Annotated in this window: 20 protein-coding genes and 1 pseudogene; 11 read left to right on the top strand and 10 right to left on the bottom strand. The window is 68.6% G+C overall.

Annotation, left to right across the window (positions count from 1 at the left end; all coding sequences use genetic code 11):
* Positions 1-6: 6 nt before the first annotated feature.
* The 6 genes from F1599_RS06470 to hemA form a co-directional block, all read right to left on the bottom strand.
* Positions 7-606: a UbiX family flavin prenyltransferase gene (locus F1599_RS06470; RefSeq protein WP_149319668.1), complete on the bottom strand. Its 600-nt coding sequence runs from the start codon at positions 604-606 to the stop codon at positions 7-9.
* 16 nt (positions 607-622) lie between these two features.
* Positions 623-934 (bottom strand): Grx4 family monothiol glutaredoxin, encoded by a 312-nt coding sequence (gene grxD / locus F1599_RS06465; RefSeq protein WP_006577774.1) that lies wholly within the window; start codon positions 932-934, stop codon positions 623-625.
* A 247-nt stretch (positions 935-1,181) separates the two neighbouring features.
* Positions 1,182-2,075, bottom strand: a complete 894-nt coding sequence (prmC, locus tag F1599_RS06460) for a peptide chain release factor N(5)-glutamine methyltransferase (protein WP_150082578.1) — start codon at positions 2,073-2,075, stop codon at positions 1,182-1,184.
* Between the two features lie 131 nt (positions 2,076-2,206).
* Positions 2,207-2,533 carry a hypothetical protein gene (locus F1599_RS06455; protein ID WP_006577776.1) on the bottom strand — a complete coding sequence of 109 codons (327 nt, stop codon included), beginning with the start codon at positions 2,531-2,533 and terminating at the stop codon, positions 2,207-2,209.
* A 194-nt stretch (positions 2,534-2,727) separates the two neighbouring features.
* On the bottom strand, positions 2,728-3,810 hold the full coding sequence (gene prfA / locus F1599_RS06450) for a peptide chain release factor 1 (protein WP_149319666.1): 1,083 nt from the start codon (positions 3,808-3,810) through the stop codon (positions 2,728-2,730).
* A 136-nt stretch (positions 3,811-3,946) separates the two neighbouring features.
* Positions 3,947-5,251, bottom strand: a complete 1,305-nt coding sequence (gene hemA / locus F1599_RS06445) for a glutamyl-tRNA reductase (RefSeq protein ID WP_149319665.1) — start codon at positions 5,249-5,251, stop codon at positions 3,947-3,949.
* 333 nt (positions 5,252-5,584) lie between these two features.
* Between hemA and F1599_RS06440 the strand changes: the two genes are divergently transcribed.
* Positions 5,585-5,830 carry a hypothetical protein gene (locus F1599_RS06440; protein ID WP_149319664.1) on the top strand — a complete coding sequence of 82 codons (246 nt, stop codon included), beginning with the start codon at positions 5,585-5,587 and terminating at the stop codon, positions 5,828-5,830.
* A 126-nt stretch (positions 5,831-5,956) separates the two neighbouring features.
* Here the strand turns inward: F1599_RS06440 and F1599_RS06435 are convergent, their stop codons facing one another.
* Positions 5,957-6,748, bottom strand: a complete 792-nt coding sequence (locus tag F1599_RS06435) for a 5'-methylthioadenosine/adenosylhomocysteine nucleosidase (RefSeq protein ID WP_149319663.1) — start codon at positions 6,746-6,748, stop codon at positions 5,957-5,959.
* 485 nt (positions 6,749-7,233) lie between these two features.
* Between F1599_RS06435 and F1599_RS26510 the strand changes: the two genes are divergently transcribed.
* The 4 genes from F1599_RS26510 (at position 7,234) to F1599_RS06410 (ending at position 11,593) form a co-directional block, all read left to right on the top strand.
* Positions 7,234-9,438: a DUF4401 domain-containing protein gene (locus tag F1599_RS26510; protein ID WP_317845733.1), complete on the top strand. Its 2,205-nt coding sequence runs from the start codon at positions 7,234-7,236 to the stop codon at positions 9,436-9,438.
* A complete protein-coding gene (locus F1599_RS06420; RefSeq protein WP_149319661.1) occupies positions 9,435-9,926 on the top strand; it encodes a GDYXXLXY domain-containing protein in 492 nt (163 codons plus the stop codon). The genes F1599_RS26510 and F1599_RS06420 overlap by 4 nt, the downstream gene beginning before the upstream one ends.
* Positions 9,927-9,982: 56 nt before the next feature.
* Positions 9,983-10,813: a DMT family transporter gene (locus F1599_RS06415; protein ID WP_190286321.1), complete on the top strand. Its 831-nt coding sequence runs from the start codon at positions 9,983-9,985 to the stop codon at positions 10,811-10,813.
* A 72-nt stretch (positions 10,814-10,885) separates the two neighbouring features.
* Positions 10,886-11,593 carry a hypothetical protein gene (locus F1599_RS06410; protein ID WP_150082575.1) on the top strand — a complete coding sequence of 236 codons (708 nt, stop codon included), beginning with the start codon at positions 10,886-10,888 and terminating at the stop codon, positions 11,591-11,593.
* 53 nt (positions 11,594-11,646) lie between these two features.
* On the opposite strand, the gene F1599_RS06405 is transcribed toward F1599_RS06410, so the two are convergent.
* Positions 11,647-12,225, bottom strand: a complete 579-nt coding sequence (locus F1599_RS06405) for a LysR substrate-binding domain-containing protein (RefSeq protein ID WP_263364016.1) — start codon at positions 12,223-12,225, stop codon at positions 11,647-11,649.
* A 192-nt stretch (positions 12,226-12,417) separates the two neighbouring features.
* Positions 12,418-12,528: pseudogene (locus F1599_RS26425) on the bottom strand (helix-turn-helix domain-containing protein); the annotation flags it as partial.
* Positions 12,529-12,651: 123 nt separating this feature from the next.
* Between F1599_RS26425 and F1599_RS06400 the strand changes: the two are divergent.
* Both F1599_RS06400 and F1599_RS06395 read left to right on the top strand, forming a co-directional pair.
* Positions 12,652-13,647, top strand: a complete 996-nt coding sequence (locus tag F1599_RS06400; protein WP_150082634.1) for a zinc-dependent alcohol dehydrogenase family protein — start codon at positions 12,652-12,654, stop codon at positions 13,645-13,647.
* 89 nt (positions 13,648-13,736) lie between these two features.
* Positions 13,737-14,021 carry a HigA family addiction module antitoxin gene (locus tag F1599_RS06395; RefSeq protein ID WP_317845732.1) on the top strand — a complete coding sequence of 95 codons (285 nt, stop codon included), beginning with the start codon at positions 13,737-13,739 and terminating at the stop codon, positions 14,019-14,021.
* Between the two features lie 89 nt (positions 14,022-14,110).
* Here F1599_RS06395 and ychF read toward each other — a convergent pair whose 3' ends face one another.
* Positions 14,111-15,202 (bottom strand): redox-regulated ATPase YchF, encoded by a 1,092-nt coding sequence (gene ychF, locus F1599_RS06390; protein WP_150082573.1) that lies wholly within the window; start codon positions 15,200-15,202, stop codon positions 14,111-14,113.
* Between the two features lie 291 nt (positions 15,203-15,493).
* On the opposite strand from ychF, the gene F1599_RS06385 reads away from it, so the two are divergent.
* The 4 genes from F1599_RS06385 to F1599_RS06370 all read left to right on the top strand — a co-directional run bounded on the left by F1599_RS06385 (position 15,494) and on the right by F1599_RS06370 (position 21,202).
* Positions 15,494-16,783: a UbiH/UbiF family hydroxylase gene (locus tag F1599_RS06385; RefSeq protein WP_150082572.1), complete on the top strand. Its 1,290-nt coding sequence runs from the start codon at positions 15,494-15,496 to the stop codon at positions 16,781-16,783.
* A gap of 238 nt (positions 16,784-17,021) precedes the next feature.
* Positions 17,022-17,738, top strand: a complete 717-nt coding sequence (locus F1599_RS06380; protein ID WP_150082632.1) for a DsbC family protein — start codon at positions 17,022-17,024, stop codon at positions 17,736-17,738.
* A gap of 193 nt (positions 17,739-17,931) precedes the next feature.
* Positions 17,932-18,930, top strand: a complete 999-nt coding sequence (acuI, locus tag F1599_RS06375) for an acrylyl-CoA reductase (NADPH) (RefSeq protein ID WP_150082571.1) — start codon at positions 17,932-17,934, stop codon at positions 18,928-18,930.
* Between the two features lie 391 nt (positions 18,931-19,321).
* Positions 19,322-21,202, top strand: a complete 1,881-nt coding sequence (locus tag F1599_RS06370; RefSeq protein WP_150082570.1) for a M61 family metallopeptidase — start codon at positions 19,322-19,324, stop codon at positions 21,200-21,202.
* The last annotated feature ends 44 nt before the right edge of the window (positions 21,203-21,246 follow it).

Below are 21,246 nucleotides of genomic sequence, written 5' to 3'. Positions count from 1 at the left end.
CGCGGCTCAGATCTGTCCGTTCAGGCCGGCCCAGCTCGGCGCCAGCGTCTGCGGCACATCGATCAGGTCGAGCACGCGTCCGATTGTATGGTCGACCAGCTGCGCGATGGTATCGGGCTTCTGATAGAAGCCGGGTACCGGCGGAAAGACGATGCCGCCCATTTCGGTGACGGCCGTCATATTGCGCAGATGCGCCAGGTTCAGCGGCGTCTCGCGCACCATCAGCACCAGCTTGCGGCGCTCCTTCAGCGTGACGTCGGCCGCGCGGGTGATCAGGTTGTCGGACAGGCCATGCGCGATCGCGGCGAGCGTGCGCATCGAGCACGGCGCGATCACCATCGCCTGCGCGCGGAACGAGCCGCTGGCGATGGTCGCGCCGATATCGCGCACGTTGTGCACCACGTCGGCCAGCGCCTCGGCCTCGGCCTTGCCGATGTCCAGTTCGTGCTGCAGGTTCATCACGCCCGCCGGCGAGATCAGCAGATGCGTCTCGACGTCGGCGACCGCGCCCAGCACCTGCAGCAGGCGCACGCCATAGACGGCGCCGGTGGCACCGGTGATCGCGACGATCACGCGCCGCGGCGCGGCGGCGGGCCCGGCGCTCATCGCGGGCTCCAGAACCTCAGCCCTTCAGCAGGGTTTGCAGCTCGCCGCTCTGGTACATCTCCATCATGATGTCCGAGCCGCCGACGAATTCGCCGTTGACGTAGAGCTGGGGAATGGTCGGCCAGTTAGCGTATTCCTTGATGCCCTGGCGGATGCCGTCGTCTTCCAGCACGTTGACCGTCATCGGCGCGTCGACGCCGCAGGCCTTCAGGATCTGGATCGCGCGGCCGGAGAAACCGCACATCGGGAACTGCGCCGTGCCCTTCATGAACAGCACGACGGGATGGCCCTTGACGATCTGGTCGATCTTTTGTTGCACGTCACTCATGATTTTCGCTTCGGAAGGTTGGCGCTGAGGCGAACCGCGCGCCATGGAATCGGAGACGCGCGCCGGCCGATGGGATGAAAAGCCGAAGGGTGGCGCGCGGGATCGGGAAGATTCTACCGGATTCGGACTGCGGCTTCAGGCGCTGGACCCGCGCCGGGGCCTCGTTGAACCCGGCCTCGGGCGCGTGGACGCCGGCCCTCTGCCCGGCCCTGTACCTGGCCCTCTACCCAGTCCTCTACCCGGTCCTCTACCCGGCGTTCCCGCCCGGCCAGCGCCCGCCGCTGCAGCGTTCGTTGCCGCCCAGGTCGCGCTCGGTGAAGACCTCGGCAAAGCCCGCATCGCGCAGCAATTGCCGGGCCGCCTCGCCCTGGTCGAAGCCATGCTCCATCAGCAGCCATCCTCCCGCTTCCAGATGCGCGCCGGCGCCGGCGACGATGGTCGCGAGGTCGGACAGCCCGTCCCCATGGTCGGTCAGCGCATCGACCGGCTCGAAGCGCAGGTCGCCGCTGGACAGGTGCGGATCGCCGGCCGCGATATAGGGCGGGTTGCTGACGATCAGCGTGAAGCGGGCATCGTCGGGCAGCGCCGAATACCAATCCGATTCGAGAAAGCGGACGTTGTCGGCGCCCAGCGCCGCCGCGTTGGCGCGCGCAATATCGAGCGCGGCAGGCGAGATGTCCGTTGCCCAGACCTGTGCATCGGGCCGTTCGGAGGCCAGCGTGACGGCGAGGATGCCGGAGCCGGTGCCCAGATCCAGCACCCGCGGCGCCTGCGTGCCGGTCAGGCGCACGAGGGCCGCCTGCACCGCGATCTCGGTGTCCGGGCGCGGGATCAGCACCGCGGGACTGACGCGGAACGGACGGCCGTAGAACTCGCGCTCGCCGACCAGATAGGCCATCGGCTCACCCGCCAGCCGCCGTGCGAGCAGCGCGGCGAGCGCGGCATGCTGGGCGGCGTCGAGCGGCTGCGTATCGCGCGTGATCAGCTGGGTGCGGGTCAGGCCCGTCACGTGGGTCAGCAGCATGCGCGCTTCCAGCGCCGGCAGCCCGGCCTGCGTCATGGCGGCGAGGGCCTCGCGCAGCGTCGCCTGCGCCGGCAGGGGGCCGGCGGGGAGCGGTGCGGAGGACGGGGAATCGGTCATCGGAGCAGTCGGAGGTGAAGCGCGCGAGGGCGAGAGTATTGGCCGCGGCGCCAAGCGCCATGCGCCTTCAAAAGAGAAGAGCCCCGCCGGCGTACTGCCGTGGCGGGGCTCGGTACGGCGCGGGCGACGGCTTAGTTCTTGGTCGCTTCCTTGGCCTTGTCGGCGGTCTCGTTGACCGCGTTGCTGGCGGCGTCCTTGGCGTTCGCCATGGCGGCAGCCGCCTCGTCCTTGGCGCGCTCGGCGGCGGCGGACACGTCCGAAGCTGCGTTGCTGGCCGCGGCCTTGGCGGCGTCGGCGGCGGATTCCGCAGCCGCGGCGGCGTCGCTGGCGGCGGACTTCGCCGATTCGGCGGCGCTCGCCATCGCGCTGTCGACGTTCGACGAGGCGGGGGCTTCATCCTTCTTGCCGCAAGCAGCCACTGCAGCGGTGACCATCAACAACGCAAGCAGTTTCTTCATGATTTCGTCCTTTTGTCCGTTATCGAGAAAAGACTCGCCCGGTATTTGTGCCGGGTTAGCCGTTTCCGATTATAGCGACCAACCATGTCGTTACCATGGCTGTTTCAGGCATTTACAAGAAATACAAGTATTTTGCCGGCGGAAAACAACCGTAGCGATTATCGCCGCCGGTATTTACGCGTCTTTATGCCTCGTTACGCGTCTTCACCCAGCGCCGCCAACTGATCGGCCTGGTGCTCGGCCGCCAGCGCCCCCACCAATTCGTCGAGATCGCCGTCCATGATCATGTCAATCTTGTACAGCGTCAGATTGATGCGATGGTCGGTCACCCGGCCCTGCGGGAAGTTGTACGTGCGGATGCGGTCGCTGCGATCGCCCGAGCCGATCAGATTGCGGCGCGTGGTGGCTTCCTTCGCCTGCGCCGCGCGCAGTTGCATGTCCTTGAGCCGGGCCGCCAGCACCTTCATCGCCTTGTCCTTGTTGCGATGCTGGCTCCGGTCGTCCTGGCATTCGACCACGATGCCGGTCGGCAGGTGGGTCAGCCGCACCGCCGAATCGGTCTTGTTGATGTGCTGGCCGCCGGCGCCCGAGGCGCGGAAGGTGTCCACGCGCAGATCGCCCGGATTGATCTCGATCTCGCCGAGCTCGTCGGCCTCGGGCATCACCGCGACCGTGCAGGCCGAGGTATGGATGCGGCCCTGCGCCTCGGTGGCCGGCACGCGCTGCACGCGGTGGCCGCCCGATTCGAACTTCAATTTGGAGAACGCCGCCTCGCCCGCGATGCGGACGATCACTTCCTTGTAGCCGCCCAGGTCCGACGGCGATTCGCTCATGATCTCGACCTGCCAGCGCTGCCGCTCCGCATAGCGCGTGTACATCCGCAGCAGGTCGCCGGCGAACAGCGCGCTTTCCTCGCCCCCGGTGCCGGCGCGGATTTCCAGGATCAGGTTGCGGTCGTCGTTGGGGTCCTTGGGCAGCAGCAGCGTCTGCAGGCTGGCCTCCAGTTGTTCGAGCTTGGCGCGCGCGGCATCGATCTCGTCGCTGGCGAAGGCCTTCATCTCCGGGTCGTCGAGCAGCGCCTGCGCGGTGGCCAGATCGTCCTGCGCCTGCCGGTAGTGCGCATATTGCTCGGCCACCGGCGACAGCTCGGCATGCTCGCGCGTCAGCTTGCGGTACTGCTCCATGTTCGCGGTCGCGTCCTCGCGCGCGAGCAGGGCGTTGACTTCGTCGAGGCGCTCGGCCAGTTGGTCGAGCTTGGCTTGCATGCTGGCTTTCATCGGAATCCGGATTTGGCGTCTTGGTGCGGGGCGCCGCCTGATGCGGGCGGATGCCGCAGGGGCGGGGCGCGGCGGTGCGGGCAAGGCCGCCGGCGCAAGGGCGCAAAGGCGGCGCGGACGCCCGCGGCGAGCGCGGCTAGCGCTCGGAGTGGCTGCTGTGGCGGAACAGGCCGGGCACCAGGCGCAGCAGCGCCTCGCGGTCCTCGCCCTGGGTGTGGTTCAGCGCGTGGGTCGGACCGTGCAGGAACTTGCGGGTCAGCGCGCCCGACAGCGCCTCGAGCACGGCCTCGGGATCGTCGCCGCGCGCCAGCATCTTGCGCGCGCGTTCGAGCTCGGCCTGGCGCATCGCCTCGCCGTTGGCCTGCAGTTCGCGGATCACCGGCACCACGCTGCGCGTCTCCAGCCAGTGCATGAAATGCTGGACGCGCGTTTCGATGATCGCCTCGGCCTGCGCGACCGCGGCCTGCCGCATCGCGTTGCCTTCGCGCACGATCGCGCCGAGGTCGTCGACGGTATAGAGGAAGACATCATCGAGCCGCGCCACTTCGGGCTCGACATCGCGCGGCACGGCGAGGTCGACCATCATGATCGGCCGGTGCTTGCGCTGCTTGACCGCGCGTTCGACCGCGCCCAGCCCGATGATCGGCAGCGAGCTGGCGGTGCTGGAGACGACGATGTCGAACTCGTGCAGCCGCGAGCCGAGCTCGGACAGGCGGATCGCTTCGGTATTGAGTCCTTGCGCCGCCAGCTGCTCGGCCAGCTTCTCGCCGCGTTCCACCGTGCGGTTGGCGACGACGATCTGGCGCGGGCTCTGCGCGGCGAAATGCGTCGCGCAGAGCTCGATCATCTCGCCCGCGCCGATGAACAGCACGCGCTGGCCCGAAATGCTCTCGAAGATGCGCTGTCCCAGCCGTACCGCCGCCGCCGCCATCGACACCGAATGCGCGCCGATCTCGGTCTGGCCGCGCACTTCCTTGGCCACCGCGAAGGTGCGCTGGAACAGCTGGTTCAGATAGGTGCCGAGCGTGCCGGCCTCGCCGGCGGTGCGCACCGCGTCCTTCATCTGGCCCAGGATCTGGGTCTCGCCCAGCACCATCGAATCGAGGCCGCTGGCGACGCGGAAAGCGTGGCGCACCGCCTCGGATTGCGGCAGCGCGTATAGGTGCGGAGCCAGTTCGCCGGCAGGGATGTTGTGGTGCTGCGCCAGCCAGCGCAGCGTGTGATCGAAGCCTTCCGAGCCGGACAGCACCAGGTCGGTGGCGCAGTAGATCTCGGTCCGGTTGCAGGTCGACAGGATCGCCGCCTCGGTGCCGCGCTTGCCGGCCAGCTGGGTGCGCAGCGCCCCCAGCGCCGGCTTGATCTGCTCGAGCGGAAACGCCACCCGTTCGCGTAGCGAGACGGGCGCCGTGTTGTGATTGATTCCGATTGCGAGCAGTTGCATGGTTTGGGGACTTGTCGCTGTCCGGCTGCCGGGCCATTCCGGCCTTGCGGCAGCTTGCCTGCGCTGGGCATGGCGGCGCACATATTGCTCTTGCATCGCCTGCGTACTGCCTGCGCAGGTTGCGGAGCGTCTTGAGCGTCTTGAATCTATTCGGGCCCTGGTCGAGCGCCGCCGGGACGGCTTGCATTATACCGCCCGGGCGCGATCCTTGCGTTCGGGGGCCGGCCGAGCCTGTCGGGTATCGGCCGGCGTTCCGAGTTGAGTTATCGTTACGCCGCTGCAGCCCGGGGGCGGCGGCAGATCGAGCGGATAGTCGAACAACGGAAGCGGGCGATGCTGGGGACGTTCTTGGTGGGCATGGTGGTCGGACTGGTGGCGCGCGCGATGCATCCGCGCGGACCGGGGCTGACCGTCGCGATGGCGCTGCTGCTCGGTGGCGTCGGCGCCCTCGCCAGCTTCTACCTGGGCCGCGCGCTGCGCTGGTTCATCGACGGGCAACTCAGCGGCTGGACCGCCGCGATCCTCGGCGCTGCGCTGCTGGTCGGGCTGGCCGGCCTGTTCGCCCGGCGCGGCCGCTGAGCAAAGGCAGGCCCGCCCTGGCTTGACGCCGTCCTCCCCGCGCAAGCGAGGACCTCGCGTCTTCCATCGCCGGCAGCAAGCCCGAATGTCACCGGATCCCCGTTTCGGGGCAACGCCATGGGTTTGCTACCGCAGCGTCGCCAGCAGCCGCCGGATCACGCCCTCGGAGTAATGACTGGCCACCTCGGCCAGGAACGCCGGGAAATCGACATGGGCGCTGTCGTCGGCCCGGTCCGATACGGTCCGCATGACCGCGTGCGGCACGCCATATTCGTGGCAGACCTGGCCGACCGCGGCGCCTTCCATTTCGACCGCCAGCAAGCCCGGCAGCCGCGCCCGCAATTCCGCCACCGTGGTCGGCGCGCCGATGAACTGGTCGCCGCTGGCGATCATGCCCAGATGCAGGTTCGGCGCGCTGACGCCCGCAGTGACGCCCGCAGTGACGCCAAATCGGGCACGCACCGCGGCCGGCACGGCGCTGGCCAGATCCTCCGCCAGGAAGGCCTGCGCCGCCTCGCGCAGCGCGGCCGTCAGCGCTGGATCGGTGGGGAATTCGTCCCGGCCCAGCAGCGGCACTTGATGGCGCGGAAACAGCGGACGCGCGTCCATGTCGTGCTGCACGGTGCGATCGGCTATCACCAGATCGCCAACCTGCACGCCCGCGCCGATGCCGCCGGCCAGGCCGGTGAAGACGATGCCGTCGACCGCGAACTCGCGAATCAGCGTCACCGTGGTCGCCGCGGCTGCCACCTTGCCGACCCGCGCCAGCACCACCACGCAGCGCTGCCCGTACAGCTCGCCGACGTAGTAGTCGCGCATGCCGATCCGATGCACGGTGGCGCGGGCGTGGTCGTGGCGCATCGCGGCGATCAGGCCGTCGATTTCGTCGTGGAGGGCGGCGAGGATGCCGAGGGTCATGGTGTCTGGTGATCGAAACGGAAAACGGGATGGATCACGGTGCGGCTGCGCGGGCAGCGGGAGCCCGGGGGCCCGAACCGCAAGCCCGGGACCTAAGCCTTAAGCCCTGAGCCCTGAGCCCTGAGCCCTGAGCCCTGAGCCCTGAGCCCTGAGCCCTGAGCCTTGCGCCCAGAGTCCAGAGTCCAGAGTCCAGAGTCCAGAGTCCAGAGTCCAGAGTCCAGACTCCAGATCCAGAGTCCAAAGTCCGGAGCCCGCAGCCCGGAGCCCGGAGCCCGGTGCCCGGTGCCCGGAGCCCGGAGCCCGGAGCCCGGTGCCCGGTGCCGCGGCCCGGTCCCGCGAACCGCAAGCCGTGAGCCGGAAAAGCCGACAGCATACCGGCACAGCCCGGTGCTTCGCTGGTTTGCGCCCCACCGCCTTTGACCGTGCGCCCGCCACGGCGCTTTGCTAGAGTGCAGCCAACGCCTTTCCGGAGCGCTGCTCATCCCATGCCGACCGATCGCCAAGCCCATCGTCTGAACATCCGGCATGCCCAGCGGCGCGCGCTGGCGGACTGGTGCGCACAGGGGCGACTGGCGATGGAGCCAGCGCGCCAGGCCTGGGCCGATACCGAGCCGCGACTTGCCGACTGGCACCGCTGGCTGCAACGGGCGCTGCTCGCTCTTGGTGTGGCACTGCTCTGCGCCGGCGTGATCGTCTTCTTCGCCTTCAACTGGCAGGCCCTGCACAAGTTCACCCGCTTCGGCGTGCTCGCCGTGCTGATCAGCGCGCTGGCGGCCTTCGCCTGGCGGCGGCCGGACGGCGACGCCGCCGGCCGCGCCGCGCTGTTCGCCGCGCAAATGATCACCGGGGCGTTGCTGGCGGTGATCGGACAGGTCTACCAGACCGGCGCCGACGCGTGGCAACTGTTCGCCTGGTGGGCGCTGCTCGCCGTGCCCTGGGCGCTGGCCGCGCACGCCCCGCCGCATTGGTGGCTGGTGGTGGTGCTGGCCAATGTCGCGCTGCTGCGCTTCTTCAGCGTCGAAGTCGGCGCCGGTTTGCCTTTCACGCTGCTGTTCGGCGTGGAGGACGGCAAGCTGGTCGGCCTGTGGCTGCTTGCCGCCGCCTTGCTGCAGCTGGTGCTATGGCTGGTGCTGTCCGCCCACGCGCCGCGTGTCGGCGTGCGCGGCCAGGGCGGCGTGCGGCTGCTGGCGTTTCTCGCTTGCGCGCATGCGGTCTGGCTCGGTCTCGCCGCCTTGTTCGGCGACCGCTTCGACGGCGCGATGCTGATCGTCGCGCTGGCCGCCTTGCTGGGACTTGGCGCCTGGTTCTGGCGGCGCAACGTCGATCTGCTGGTGCTGAGCGGGATTGCGCTGTCCCTGATCGCGCTGATCGTCGCGGGGCTTGGGCGCCTGCTGTTCGAGGCCGGCGCGGAATTCGGCGGCTTCCTGCTGCTGGGCCTGCTGACGCTCGGCCTGTCGGCCGTGTCGGCGACGTGGTTGATGCGCTTGCATCGCGGTCATGCGCAGACGTCGCTGGCTAACGGGGAGCCGCGGTACCGTGAACAGGACGAGCCTGCGCGACCGGCGGCGGCCGCGCAGGCGCTGTGGCGCAAGCTGGCCGCCGAGGGCGCGGTCGAAGGGCAACCGCCGGCGGACACCGATGCACCCTGGTCCGTGCGTCTGTTGACGGGGTTGGCCGGCTGGCTCGGCGCGGTCTTCTTCCAGCTGTTCCTGCTCGGCACCGTGTTCGTCGCCGCGCGCGAGAACAGCGGCGCCATTCTCGTCTGCGGACTGGCGCTGATCGCACTGGCCGCGCTGCTGTATCGGCGCCGCGCCGGCCATACCGGCTTCGAGCAATTCGCGCTGGCCAGCAGCCTGACCGGGCAGGGGCTCGCGTTCTATGCCGCCGCCGACCTGCTCGGCCGCGCCCGCGCGGTAGAGACCGCGGCGTTCTGGTGCGGCATCGCGGCCTGCGAGATGCTGCTCTATGCGGCGATCGGCAACCGGCTGCATCGCTTGTTGTGCGCGCTTGCGGCGATGGTTTCGATTGCAATCGCCTTGACCATCGCCATCGCGATGGGACCGGCCACGCCCTGGCAGGCGATGGGTTGGGCGCTGGTCTGGCTGGCGCCCCTCGCCGCGCTGAAGGCGACGCTGTACGCGAGCGCCGAGGGACGGCTTGCCGCGCTCGGGCGCCATCACTGGCTCGCGCCGGCCGCGGACGCCTTGCTGCTTTGCAGCCTGCTCGGCGCGCTGATCGTGACCGGCATCGGGCATCCCCTCGGCCTCTTCACCGAACCGGCGGCGCGCGGCGTGCCGCATTGGCTGGCGGGCGCGTTGTTTGCGGTGCTGCTGGTCGGCTTTGGCATCGTCGAGACGGCCAGACTGCAACGATCGCCGCGCCGGCGCGCCGCGATCTGCGGCGTCCTCGCGCTCTGTGCCGCGCTGATGGCCGGCGCCCCCGCCGTGGTGGCCGGTGTGCTGGCGGCCGGGCTGGCCCTGCGGCGCGCTTCCGTGGCTTGGCTCGGGCTTGGCCTCGCGACGATCGGCCTCGGTTTCATCTGGTACTACAGCGCGCTGCACTGGACGCTGGCGATCAAGTCGGCAACGCTGGTAGCGGCCGGCATCGTCGTGCTGTTTGCACGCGCCTGGCTGGCGCGCCCCGGGCCCCCGCTGGGCACCGCCGACGTCGCAGAGGAGGGCAGCCGATGAAACGTTGGATCCTGATTGCCTGGGCACTGACGCTCGCGGTCGCAGGCGCGAGCGTGATCGGCAAGGAAAGGCTGCTCGCACGCGGCGATGTGGTGCTGTTGCGGCTGGCGCCGGTCGACCCGCGCTCGCTGATGCAGGGCGACTATATGGCGCTGAACTTCGCCATCGGCGCGCCCATCCTGCGCGCGCTGGAGACCACCGACGACCGTATCCGCACCGCGGTGGTCCGACTCGATGCGCGCGGCGAGGCCAGCTTCGTACGGCTGCATCGCGGCGAGCCGCTGGTCGCCGGCGAGCATCTGCTGCGCTTCCAGCTGCGGCCGTCGCGCTGGGGAACGGACCAGATCCAGATCTCGACCGATGCCTTCTTCTTCCAGGAAGGCCAGGCGCGCCGCTACGAGGGCGCGCAGTTTGGCGCGTTTCGCGTCGATGGAAAGGGGCAGGCGCTGCTGGTGGAGCTGCGCGACGCCGAAGGACATCCGCTGTGAAGACGTCGAGCACCGCGCCCTCGGTCCCGCTGGTGCTCGGCTGTACCGCGCTGTCGATGCTCGCCTTCGCCGGCAATTCGCTGCTGTGCCGGCTTGCGCTGCGGGACACCACCATCGACGCCGCCAGCTTCACGACCGTGCGGTTGTTGTCTGGCGCGATCACGCTGTGGGTGCTGGTCCGGCTGCGTCATGGCGTCTCGCGCGCTCCCGAGCCAACGCCCGAGGCATCGAGCGGCAACTGGCGTTCCGCGCTGGCGCTGTTCGCGTACGCCGTCTTTTTCTCGTACGCCTACGCGCAACTATCGGCCGCCACCGGCGCGCTGCTGCTGTTCGGCGCGGTGCAGGTCACGATGATCGGCCGCGGCCTGTGGCTCGGCGAACGGCCTCATCTCGTGCAGACGGCCGGCTATCTGATCGCGGTCGCTGGACTGATCGGCATGCTGCTGCCCGGCCTGTCCGCGCCTCCGCTGCTGGGCGCGCTGCTGATGCTGGCGTCGGGCGCGGCTTGGGGCGTCTACTCGATCCGCGCCAAGGGCGTACGAGATCCGGTGCGCGCCAATGCGGGCAACTTCCTGCGCGCCGCGCTCTGCTGCGTGCCGCTCTATCTGGCCGCGCTGCCGTGGGCCAGCCACGATGCCGAAGGCATGCTGTACGCGGTGCTGTCCGGCGCCATCGCCTCGGCGCTGGGCTATGCCATCTGGTACGTCGCGCTGCGGGGTCTGACGGTGACCACGGCTGGACTGGTGCAACTGAGCGTGCCGGTGATCGCGGCGGCCGGTGGCGTGTTGCTGCTGGGGGAGGCGGTGACGTGGCGGCTGGTGGTGGCGTCGGTGGCGGTGTTGGGCGGGGTGGCGGTGGGGATGGGGTATCGGCGGAGCAATAGGTGACGCGCTGCTGTCGCTGCCTCAAGTCTTGAGTGTTGTGGTGTCAATGGCTGCACGTTGTTTATCGGAGCAACGATGTCCTCGGACCTCGCTGGCGCGTTCTTCGCCAAACTTATCCCTGCAATCCTTCCTGACCTGGCTCGAATCGCGAAACAGTCGCGGGGCGAAATGACCGTGGACGATCTACAAGGTGAAGCGTGGATTCTTGCAGACAAACTGAGCCGCGACCGCGACCCGCAGCCGGACCTGGCCGACAGAGACTTCCAACAGCAGATCCTTGCTCGGCTGTTCAATCGATTCGTAAGGTACGCGGATAAGCGTCTGCGTTTCGCAGTGAGACTGGATGAACAGAGTGAGGATGATGACGGCGGAACGCACGAAAACTGGTTTGCGGCGACGCTCAGCGCGCCTGAGGCCAACGAGCCGCACCGGATGCTCGAAACATACGAAGAGGAAAGCCAACAAGACAAGACGGTGTTGGGTCGTTTTGCCGAGGCGGTGGCCTATCTCCGGGTCTTTGCCAATATGGCCAACGATCTGACCGCCATTGCAAACCACCTGGCCATTTCGAACGCTACATTGCGCAAGCGGTTGGAGCGCGCCGAGCAAACGATGGAATTTCAGCCTTCACTATTCGACGGCGTTACTCAAATACATGAGGGTTTCCTGCCTCCCGCGTCACGAAGAAAACCCCGCATAGTTCAAGCCGCCGGGAGCCTTTCCACTTTGGCCAGCCAGTGTCGGCTTTTCCCCCGCGCTTACGTACCGCTTCGAGCAATCTAATTGCGGCGGTATGGGTAGTGCAAGCTGCATCTCAGTGGGCGAGTCTCGTTTTTCTACTGCATCAATCTCGGCAAATCTGCCGCCAGCGCATCGACCGCAAGCCGTACCTTGCGCGGGAGATGCGGCGTGCGCAGCCAGAGTGCGTAGGCGTCGTACAGGAACGTCGGTTCATTTGGCAGCAGCTGAAGCAGTGCTCCGGCGTGAATCCGATCGCGGACAAGCCAATATGGCAGCCACGCGACGCCCATGCCTTCCGTCGCCGCGTCGGCGATCGCATCGAGGTCGTCAAGCATTAGCCGGCCGGTGGGCTGCAATTCCACCGGCCGCCCATCCTCACTAGGGAACAGCCACGGCGCGACGGGTCCGGAGCGGCGATAGACGATCGCATGGTGCTGGCGCAGGTCGTCGATCGATTGCGGTTCGCCATGCCGGCCGAGGTAGGCGGGGGACGCGCAGACGATCATTCGCTGCCTACCCACCCGGCGCGCAATGGTGTCGGCCCGGTCCTGCAGGCTTCCGGTGCGGATCGCGAGGTCGTAGCCGTCTTCGGCCAGATCGATCAGCCGGTCGCCGAACGACAGCTCGAGTTCCAGCGCCGGATATTGCCGCGCAAGGTCCAGCAGGATCGGCATCGCGCAATGCCGGCCGAAATGCACCGGCATCGTGACCCGCAGCTTGCCCCGCGGCTCGGCCAGTTGATCGGCCGCCAGGGCGTCGGCGGCCTCGGCCTCGGCCAGGATCAGGCGGCAGCGTTCGTAATAGGCGCGTCCGAAGTCGGTCAGGCTTTGGCGGCGCGTGGTCCGGTTCAGCAGCCGCGTGCCGAGGCGCTCCTCGAGGAAGCGGACATGCTTGCCGACCATCGGACCCGTGATGCCGAGTGCGTCGGCGGCGGCCGCGAACGAGCCCAGGTCGACGGCTTTGACGAACACGGCCATGCTGGTCAGGCGGTCCATATTGAAAACCGGTGGTTTGTACCGTTGTGCCGGAGCGGCTATTTATCCGGGTTAGGCGCCAAATCATACTGGATTCGTCCTCTTCGATTTGGAGTCAAGCCAACCATGCAAACCGCTCGTGTCGTTCGTTTCCACCAATATGGCGGGCCCGAAGTCCTGCGCATCGAATCGGCCGAGGTGCCGGAACCCGCAGCCGGCGAGGTGCGGATCCGCGTCAAGGCGCTCGGATTGAATCGCGCCGAGGCGCTGCTGCGTACCGGGCGCTATATCGAGATGCCGGCCTTGCCGTCGGGGCTGGGCCTCGAGGCGGCGGGCGTGATCGAATCGGTCGGCCCGGACGTGGAAGGCCTTGCGCCCGGCGACGCCGTCAGCATCGTGCCGCCGCGGTCGATGGTGCGCTGGCCCGCGTATGGCGAACTGGTCCGCTTTCCCGCCGAGCTGGTGGTCAAGCATCCGCCTTCGTTGAGCTGGGAAGCCGCCGCCGCGCTATGGATGCCGTATCTGACCGCTTATGGCGCGCTGGTCGATATCGCCGGGCTCGGCAAGGGGGACGTCGTGGCCATCACAGCGGCATCGAGCAGCGTCGGCCTCGCCGCGATCCAGATCGCCAATCGGGTCGGCGCCATGCCGATCGCCATCACGCGGTCGTCGGCGAAGCGGGCCGCCTTGCTCGACGCCGGTGCCCGGCATGTGGTGGCCTCGGACGAGGAAGACCTCGAATCGCGCCTAAAGGAAATCACGGGAGAGCAGGGCGTACGCGTCGTGCTCGACGCGGTCGGCGGCCCGATCTTCGAGCCGCTGACGGCCGCGATGTCGCGCGGCGGCATGCTGATCGAATACGGCGGCCTCAGCCCGGCGCCGACGCCGTTTCCGCTGTTCACGGTCCTGAGCAAGTCGCTGACGCTGCGGGGGTATCTGGTCCACGAGATCGCTGGCGACCCGATAAGGCTCGCCGCGGCGAAGGCGTTCATCCTGCGTGGCCTGGAGGAGGGCGAACTGCGGCCGGTCATCGCCAGGACGTTCGATTTCGACCAGATCGTCGAGGCGCATCGGTATCTGGAATCGAACGAGCAGTTCGGGAAGGTGGTGGTGAGGGTTTGAAGGGTGTTTCTGGAAGAGACACGCAGCGCGCTGGGGCAATCTCCTTCGCTTCAAATCGCTCGCATCCCCAAGGGAGAGACACCATGCGTATGCATAACGCCCCGCACCCCGGAGACATCCTGCATGAGCTCTGGCTGGAGCCGCTGAAGCTGACCATCACCGAGGCGGCCGCTGCCTTGGACGTGTCGCGGAAAACGCTGTCCGAGATCGTCAACGGCCGTGCTTCGATCACGCCAGAAATGGCGGTGCGACTCGAAATGGCCTTCGGCAAGAGCGCGGAATCGTGGTTGGCGCATCAGGCCGCGTATGACCTGTGGCAGGTCGATCAGCGGCGCGATGGCCTGCACGTGCGGCGGTTGAAGTCTGCTGCATGAACAAGGCGCGAACACTCAAGCAAAACAGCCCGGCAAGCCGGGCTGTCGAACATGGCCGCTGACGCGGATGTGGGAACCGTTCGCCGTCCTTAGACGTTGAACAGGAAGTTCATCACATCCCCATCCTTGACCACATACTCCTTGCCTTCCGCCCGCATCTTGCCCGCTTCCTTGGCACCCTGTTCGCCCTTGAAGGCGATGAAGTCCTCGAAGGCGATGGTTTGCGCGCGGATGAAGCCGCGTTCGAAGTCGGTGTGGATCACGCCGGCCGCCTTGGGGGCGGTGTCGCCGACGTGGATGGTCCAGGCGCGCACTTCCTTGACGCCCGCGGTGAAGTAGGTCTGCAGGCCAAGCAGGCTGAAGCCGGCGCGGATCACGCGGTCCAGGCCCGGCTCTTCCATGCCGAGGTCGGCCAGGAACACGGCCTTGTCCTCGTCCTCGAGATCGGCGATCTCGGCCTCGATCGCTGCGCAGACGGCGACGACCGGCGACTTGGTGGTCTCGGCGTACTTGCGCACGGCGTCCAGGTGCGGATTGTTCTCGAAGCCGTCCTCGCGCACGTTGGCGACATACATGGTCGGCTTGGCGGTGATCAGGCAGAACGGGCGCAGCGCGTCCCATTCCTCGGGCGCCAGGTCCAGCGTGCGCACGGCCTTGGCCTGGTCGAGCACGGCCTGGGCCTTCTCCAGCACGGCGACCAGCCGCTGCGCTTCCTTGTCGCCGGCGCGGGCCGGCTTGACGTAGCGGGCCAGCGCCTTGTCGACGGTGGCCAGGTCGGCCAGCGCCAGCTCGGTATTGATGACTTCGATGTCCGACAGCGGATCGACCTTGCCGGCCACGTGGATCACGTTGGGATCCTCGAAGCAGCGCACCACGTGCGTGATGGCGTCGGTCTCGCGGATATTGGCGAGGAACTGGTTGCCCAGCCCTTCGCCCTTGGACGCACCGGCCACCAGGCCGGCGATGTCGACGAACTCGACCGTCGCCGGGACGACGCGCTCGGGTTTGACGATTTCGGCGAGGGCCTTAAGCCTCGGATCCGGCACTTCCACCACGCCGACATTGGGCTCGATGGTGCAGAACGGATAGTTTTCGGCGGCGATGCCGGCCTTGGTCAGGGCGTTGAACAGCGTGGACTTGCCGACGTTGGGCAGGCCGACGATGCCGCATTTGAGGCTCATGGTGTTCCGGGCGGTAAGCGATGGCAAAGCCGGTATTCTAGCGGATGGCCGTCCGGACGCCCGACCGTCCGAGCCGCCCATGCCAGGGGGCTTGTCCGCCCGTCCGAGCCGCCCATGCCAGGGGGCTTGCCCGCCAGTCCGAACCGCCCGTGCCAGGGGGCTTGCCCGACCGTCCGAGCCCTCCATGCCAGGAGGCTTGCTCGCCCGTCCGAGCCGCCCGTACCAAGGGGCTCGCCCGTCCGCCGGGTCAGCACCGGGTGACCCCTCAAAGCCGCTGGCTATAATCGCCCCATGACCAGAGCCAGCGCGTCCACGCGGACCTCGTTTTCCCATTTCCAGATTGCCGTGGTTGGCGGCGGCATCGTCGGCAAGACTTGCGCGTTGCTGCTGGCGCAGCAGGGCATGCAGGTCGCGCTGATCGCGCCGCGGCCCGGCAATGCCTCGGCCGCCGCTGCCGTGCCCGGTGAAGGCGAGTGGGACAGCCGCGTCTACGCGTTCTCGGCCAGCTCGCAGGCGCTGCTGAGCCGGCTGCGGATCTGGGAGGCGCTGGACCCGGCGCGGATGCAGCCGGTGCGCGACATGCGCGTGTTTGGCGACGACACCGCCGCGCGCGACGATGCCGGGCTGACCGGCGATCTGCATTTCTCGGCCTACGCGGCCGCGGTGCCGGAGCTGGCCTGGATCATCGAATCGAGCCATGTCGAGCGCGTGCTCGACACCGCGCTGCGTTTCCAGCATCAGGTCCATTGGTACCAGCAGGCCGCCACCGGCTTCGAGCGCGACGAGCTGGGCGTCACGTTGACGCTGGCCGACGGCGCGCGGGTGCGCGCCAATTGCGTCGTGGGCGCCGACGGCGCGCGCTCCTGGGTGCGGACCCAGTGCCATATCGGCGTCAGTACGCGGCGCTACCGGCAGTCGGGCGTGGTCGCCAATTTCGCCTGCGAGCTGCCGCATCACGCGACCGCGTGGCAGTGGTTCCTCGGCGCGCCGCCCAAGCTGCTGGCCGACGAGGAGTCGTGCAACTGCGAAATCCTGGCGATGCTGCCGCTGCCGGGCAATTACCTGTCGATGGTGTGGTCGGCCGACGAGGCCCATGCGCGCGAATTGACGGCGCTGGCGCCGGAGCAGCTGGCACAGGCGGCGATGGACGCGGCCAGCGGTGCGGTCGGCCGCCAGTTCGGCGCGCTGCGCTGCGTGACGCCCGCGCAGGCCTTCCCGCTGGTGCTGCAGCATGCCGACTGCGTGGTGCAGCCGCATGTGGTGCTGGTCGGCGACGCGGCCCACGTGGTGCACCCGCTGGCCGGGCAGGGCATGAACCTCGGTTTGCGCGATGTCGCGGAACTTGGCCGCGTGATGGCCGCCAAAGAGTCGTTCCGCGACGAAGGCGACCTGCGCCTGCTGCGCCGCTACGAGCGCGCGCGCGCCACCGACCTGCTGTCGCTGACGGCCGCCACCGATGGCCTGCATCGGCTGTTCTCGCTGCAGGGCGGGGTGGCGCGGATGGTCCGCAATACCGGCATGCGTGCCGTGGGCGCGCAGGCGCTGCTGAAGCGGTTCCTGATCGGACGGGCGCTGGGCTGAGCGCCGGCGCCTTGAACCGGCCGCCTCCGCGTAACCGACGCATCGGACCGATCCCACTGATCCGACACTGATCCCGCTGATCCGAAACAAGCCGCGGCCAAGCCGCCAGCTCCACCCACATCCGAGCCAACCAGAACCCGGAGTCAACATGTCGTATTCCCTCGGGCGCTCCGCCCGCCCGAACCCGCTGCGTTCCATCACGCGGTCCAACGTGCTGACCGAGCGCGCCGCGCGCGCGATGGCCGTGCTGACGCTCGCCGTGGCCACTGCCGCCTTCGCGCATCCGGCGCTGGCGGCGGCCGATCCGACCGCGGAGCGCATCAAGACCAATGTGCAGAAGATGCTGGGCGGCCGCGCCGAGATCAAGAGTGTCGAGAAGACGCCGATCGCCGGACTCTACGAAGTCAATATCGGCGGCCAGCTGGTCTACGCCGATGCGAGCGGCCGCTACATCCTCAATGGCGAGCTGCTCGACACGCGCAGCGGCACCAACCTGACCGAGCAGCGCCTGGCCGAGATCAATCGCATCAAGTGGTCCGACCTGCCGCTGTCGCGCGCGATCAAATGGAGCAAGGGCGACGGCAGCCGCCAGGTCGCGGTGTTCTCCGATCCGAACTGCGGCTATTGCAAGCAGATCGAGCAGACCTTCCAGCAGATGGACAACATCACGGTCTACACCTTCCTCTATCCGGTGCTGTCGCCGGATTCGACCGCCAAGGCCAAACAGGTCTGGTGCGCGGCCGATCGCACCAAGGCGTGGCGCGACTGGATGCTGTCGAAGGTCGCGCCGAGCGGTGCCGGCAACTGCAAGACGCCGCTGGAAGAGAACCTGGCGCTGGGCCACAGCCTCAATGTCACCGGCACGCCCGCGGTGTTCTTCACCGACGGCACCCGCATTCCAGGCGCGGCCGACGTCGCCACGCTGGAGCGCAAGCTGTCCAGCCTGAAGAAGTAAGGAACCACGGAGGTCCGGCGCGGCGGGCCGGCGTGGGCCGGCGCGGCGATCCGGCCCGCACGGTCGCATCACCGATCGCATATCGGATCGCAGACCGGATCGCAGACCGGATCGCAGACCGGATCGCAGAACAGAACGCACAACGATCGCACAACTGATCGCATAACGGATCGCATCCACAGGAGACACCACCATGACCTTCCGCGCGCTGCTGCTGACCCAGACCGACGGCGACAAGCCGTCGACCCGCGCCGAGATCTCGACGCTGCAGGATGACCAGCTGCCTGCCGACGGCGACGTGCTGGTCGAGATCGACTATTCGACGATCAACTTCAAGGACGGCCTGGCGATCACGGGCCGCAGCCCGGTCGTGCGCAAATGGCCGATGGTGGCCGGCATCGACGGTGCCGGCACCGTGGTGGAGTCGTCGAATCCGCGCTGGCAAGCGGGCGACAAGGTGGTGCTGAACGGCTACGGCGTCGGCGAGACGCACTGGGGCTGCCTGGCGCAGCGTGCGCGCCTGAAGGGCGATTGGCTGGTGCGCCTGCCCGAGTCGCTGACGACGCGGCAGGCGATGGCGATCGGCACCGCGGGCTATACCGCGATGCTGTCGGTGCTGGCGCTGGAAGCGTCGGGCGTGCGGCCCGAGCAGGGCGAGGTGCTGGTGACCGGCGCCTCGGGCGGCGTCGGCACCGTGGCGATCGCGCTGCTGGGCAAGCTTGGGTATCGCGTCGTGGCCTCGACCGGCAAGACCGGCGAGGCGGATTTCCTGAAGGCGCTCGGCGCGGCCGACGTCATCGATCGCGCCGAACTGTCCGCGCCCGGCAAGCCGCTGCAGAAGGAGCGCTGGGCCGCGGTGGTCGACGCGGTCGGTTCGCATACGCTGGTCAATGCCATCGCGCAGGTCCGCTACGGCGGCGTGGTGACGGCCTGCGGGCTGGCGCAGGGCATGGACTTCCCGGGCTCGGTGGCGCCGTTCATCCTGCGCGGCGTGACGCTGCACGGCATCGACAGCGTGATGGCGCCGATGGCGCGGCGCGAGCAGGCGTGGGCGCGGCTGGCTCAGGACCTCGAGCCGGACCGCCTGGCGGCGATCACGCAGGAGATCGGCCTGACCGAGGCGATCGAGGCGGGCCAGCGCATCATCGCGGGCGGCATGCGCGGGCGGGTGGTGGTGGACGTCAATCGTTGATGGCGGAGGCGGTGCCGCGCGGCGGGCGTACGGCGGCGGCACCAACACGGCGCCACCGCGCCACCAACGCGGCACCACCGCGCCACCAACGCGGCACCAACGCGGCACCAACGCGCCACCAACGCGCCACCAACGCGGCACCAACGCGCCACCAACGCGCCACCACCGCGCCACCACCGCGCCACCACCGCGCCACCACCGCGCCACCAACGCGGCACGGACGCAGGGCCAACGCAGCGACAACGCAGCGCCAACGCAGCGCCAACGCACTAGCCCACCGCTGCACCAGCGCATCCACGCACCACGGCATCAGTTCATCACCGCATCGGCGCCGCAGCCCCGCAGCCGCGCAGCGTCGGGCCCGCGTGCCCGTGACGCTACAATCGTGGCCATGAAGCCGATCCACTACGCCATTGCCCCGCTTCAGCCCGAAGCGCATCTGTTCGCGGTCACCGTCACGGTGGACGATCCCGATCCCGCCGGCCAACGTTTCTCGCTGCCGGCGTGGATTCCCGGCAGCTACATGATTCGCGAGTTCGCGCGGAACATCGTGCGCATCCGCGCCGATGTCGGTGCCGATGCGGGCGGCGATGCCGGCGATGACGCCAAGCGCCAGCCGGTGGCGCTGACCAAGCTCGACAAGCACACCTGGCAGGCCGAGCCGATCGACCCGGCGCGCGGTCCGCTGACGCTATCGTACGAGGTCTACGCGTGGGACCTGTCGGTGCGCGCCGCGCATCTGGACCAGACCCACGGCTTCTTCAACGGGACCTCGGTGTTCCTCTGCGTCGAAGGCAAGGCCGACCGCCCCTGCACCGTCGACATCCATCCGCCGCAGGGCGAGGCCTATCGCAACTGGCGCGTCGCCACCGCGCTGCCGGAAGCCCCCGGCCGCGGCGGTGCGAAGCGCTACGGATTCGGCCGCTATCGCGCCGCGGACTACGACGAGCTGATCGACCATCCGGTCGAGATGGGCGAGTTCACGATGGGCACGTTCAAGGCCTGCGGCGCGCAGCACGACGTCGTGTTCACCGGCCGCGTGCCCCGGCTCGACATCGAGCGCATCTGCCGCGACCTGAAGCGGATCTGCGAGGCGCAGATCCGGCTGTTCGAGCCGCGCAGCGAACGTGCGCCGTTCCTCGACAGCAATCGCCGCTACGTCTTCATGACGATGGTCACCGGCGACGGCTATGGCGGCCTCGAACATCGCGCCAGCACCGCGCTGATGTGCGCGCGCGGCGATCTGCCGGTGCGCGGCAATCCGGAAAGCAGCGAGGGCTATCGCGGCTTCCTCGGCCTGTGCAGCCACGAGTATTTCCATACCTGGAACGTCAAGCGGATCAAGCCGGCGGCCTTCGTGCCGTACCGGCTGCAGGCCGAAACCCATACGCCGCTGCTATGGCTGTTCGAGGGCTTCACCAGCTATTACGACGACCTGATGCTGGTGCGCAGCGGCTGCATCACCGAGCAGCAATACGTCGAGCTGCTGGCCAAGACCTGGAACGGCGTGCTGCGCGGCAGCGGCCGCGCCAAGCAGAGCGTGGCCGACAGCTCCTTCGACGCCTGGACCAAGTACTACCGCCAGGACGAGAACGCGCCCAATGCGATCGTCAGCTACTACACCAAGGGCTCGCTGATCGGGCTGGCGCTGGACCTGACCATCCGCAGCCGCACCAACGGACGCCGCTCGCTCGACGACGTGATGCGGATGCTGTGGCGCCGTTATGGACGCGATTTCTATGCGCCCGGCGCGGTGCAGCGCGGCGTCACCGAGGACGAGGTCCATGCGCTGATCGACGAGGTGGCCGGCGTGCGCGTGTCCACGCAGCTGCGGGCCTGGACCGACGGCACCGGCGAGCTGCCGCTGCCCGCGCTGTTCAAGCCGTTCGGCATCCGCGCCGAACCGCGCAAGCCGACGCGCGCCGCGGCGCTGGGCATCAAGACCAGGAGCGAGGACGGCTGGGTGCGCGTGACGCAGGTGCTCGACGGCGGCGCGGCGCAGGCGGCCGGCTGGTCGGCCGGCGATCTGCTGGCCGCGGTGGACGGGCTGCGCGTCGCGCCCAACGGCGCGGGGCAGCTGGACAAGCTGCTGGCGCGCTATCGCGCCGGCGACACCGTGCCTTGCCACCTGTTCCGCCGCGACGAGCTGCACGTGCTGCCGGTTACCTTCGCGCCGGAGCCGGCGACGGAATATCGCCTGCAGCTCGAGGAAGGCGACGATCGGCGCCAGCGCGGCCGCCATCCATTGCGCGCGCGCTGGCTGGGCCAGTAAGCTACCGGCCCGGCCTTCCGCCGTAGTTTGTCCGCCGCAGTTCG

The sequence above is a fragment of the Cupriavidus cauae genome, from assembly GCF_008632125.1.
GTDB classification, from domain to species: domain Bacteria; phylum Pseudomonadota; class Gammaproteobacteria; order Burkholderiales; family Burkholderiaceae; genus Cupriavidus; species Cupriavidus cauae.
This window is presented reverse-complemented; position numbering and strand designations above follow the sequence as displayed.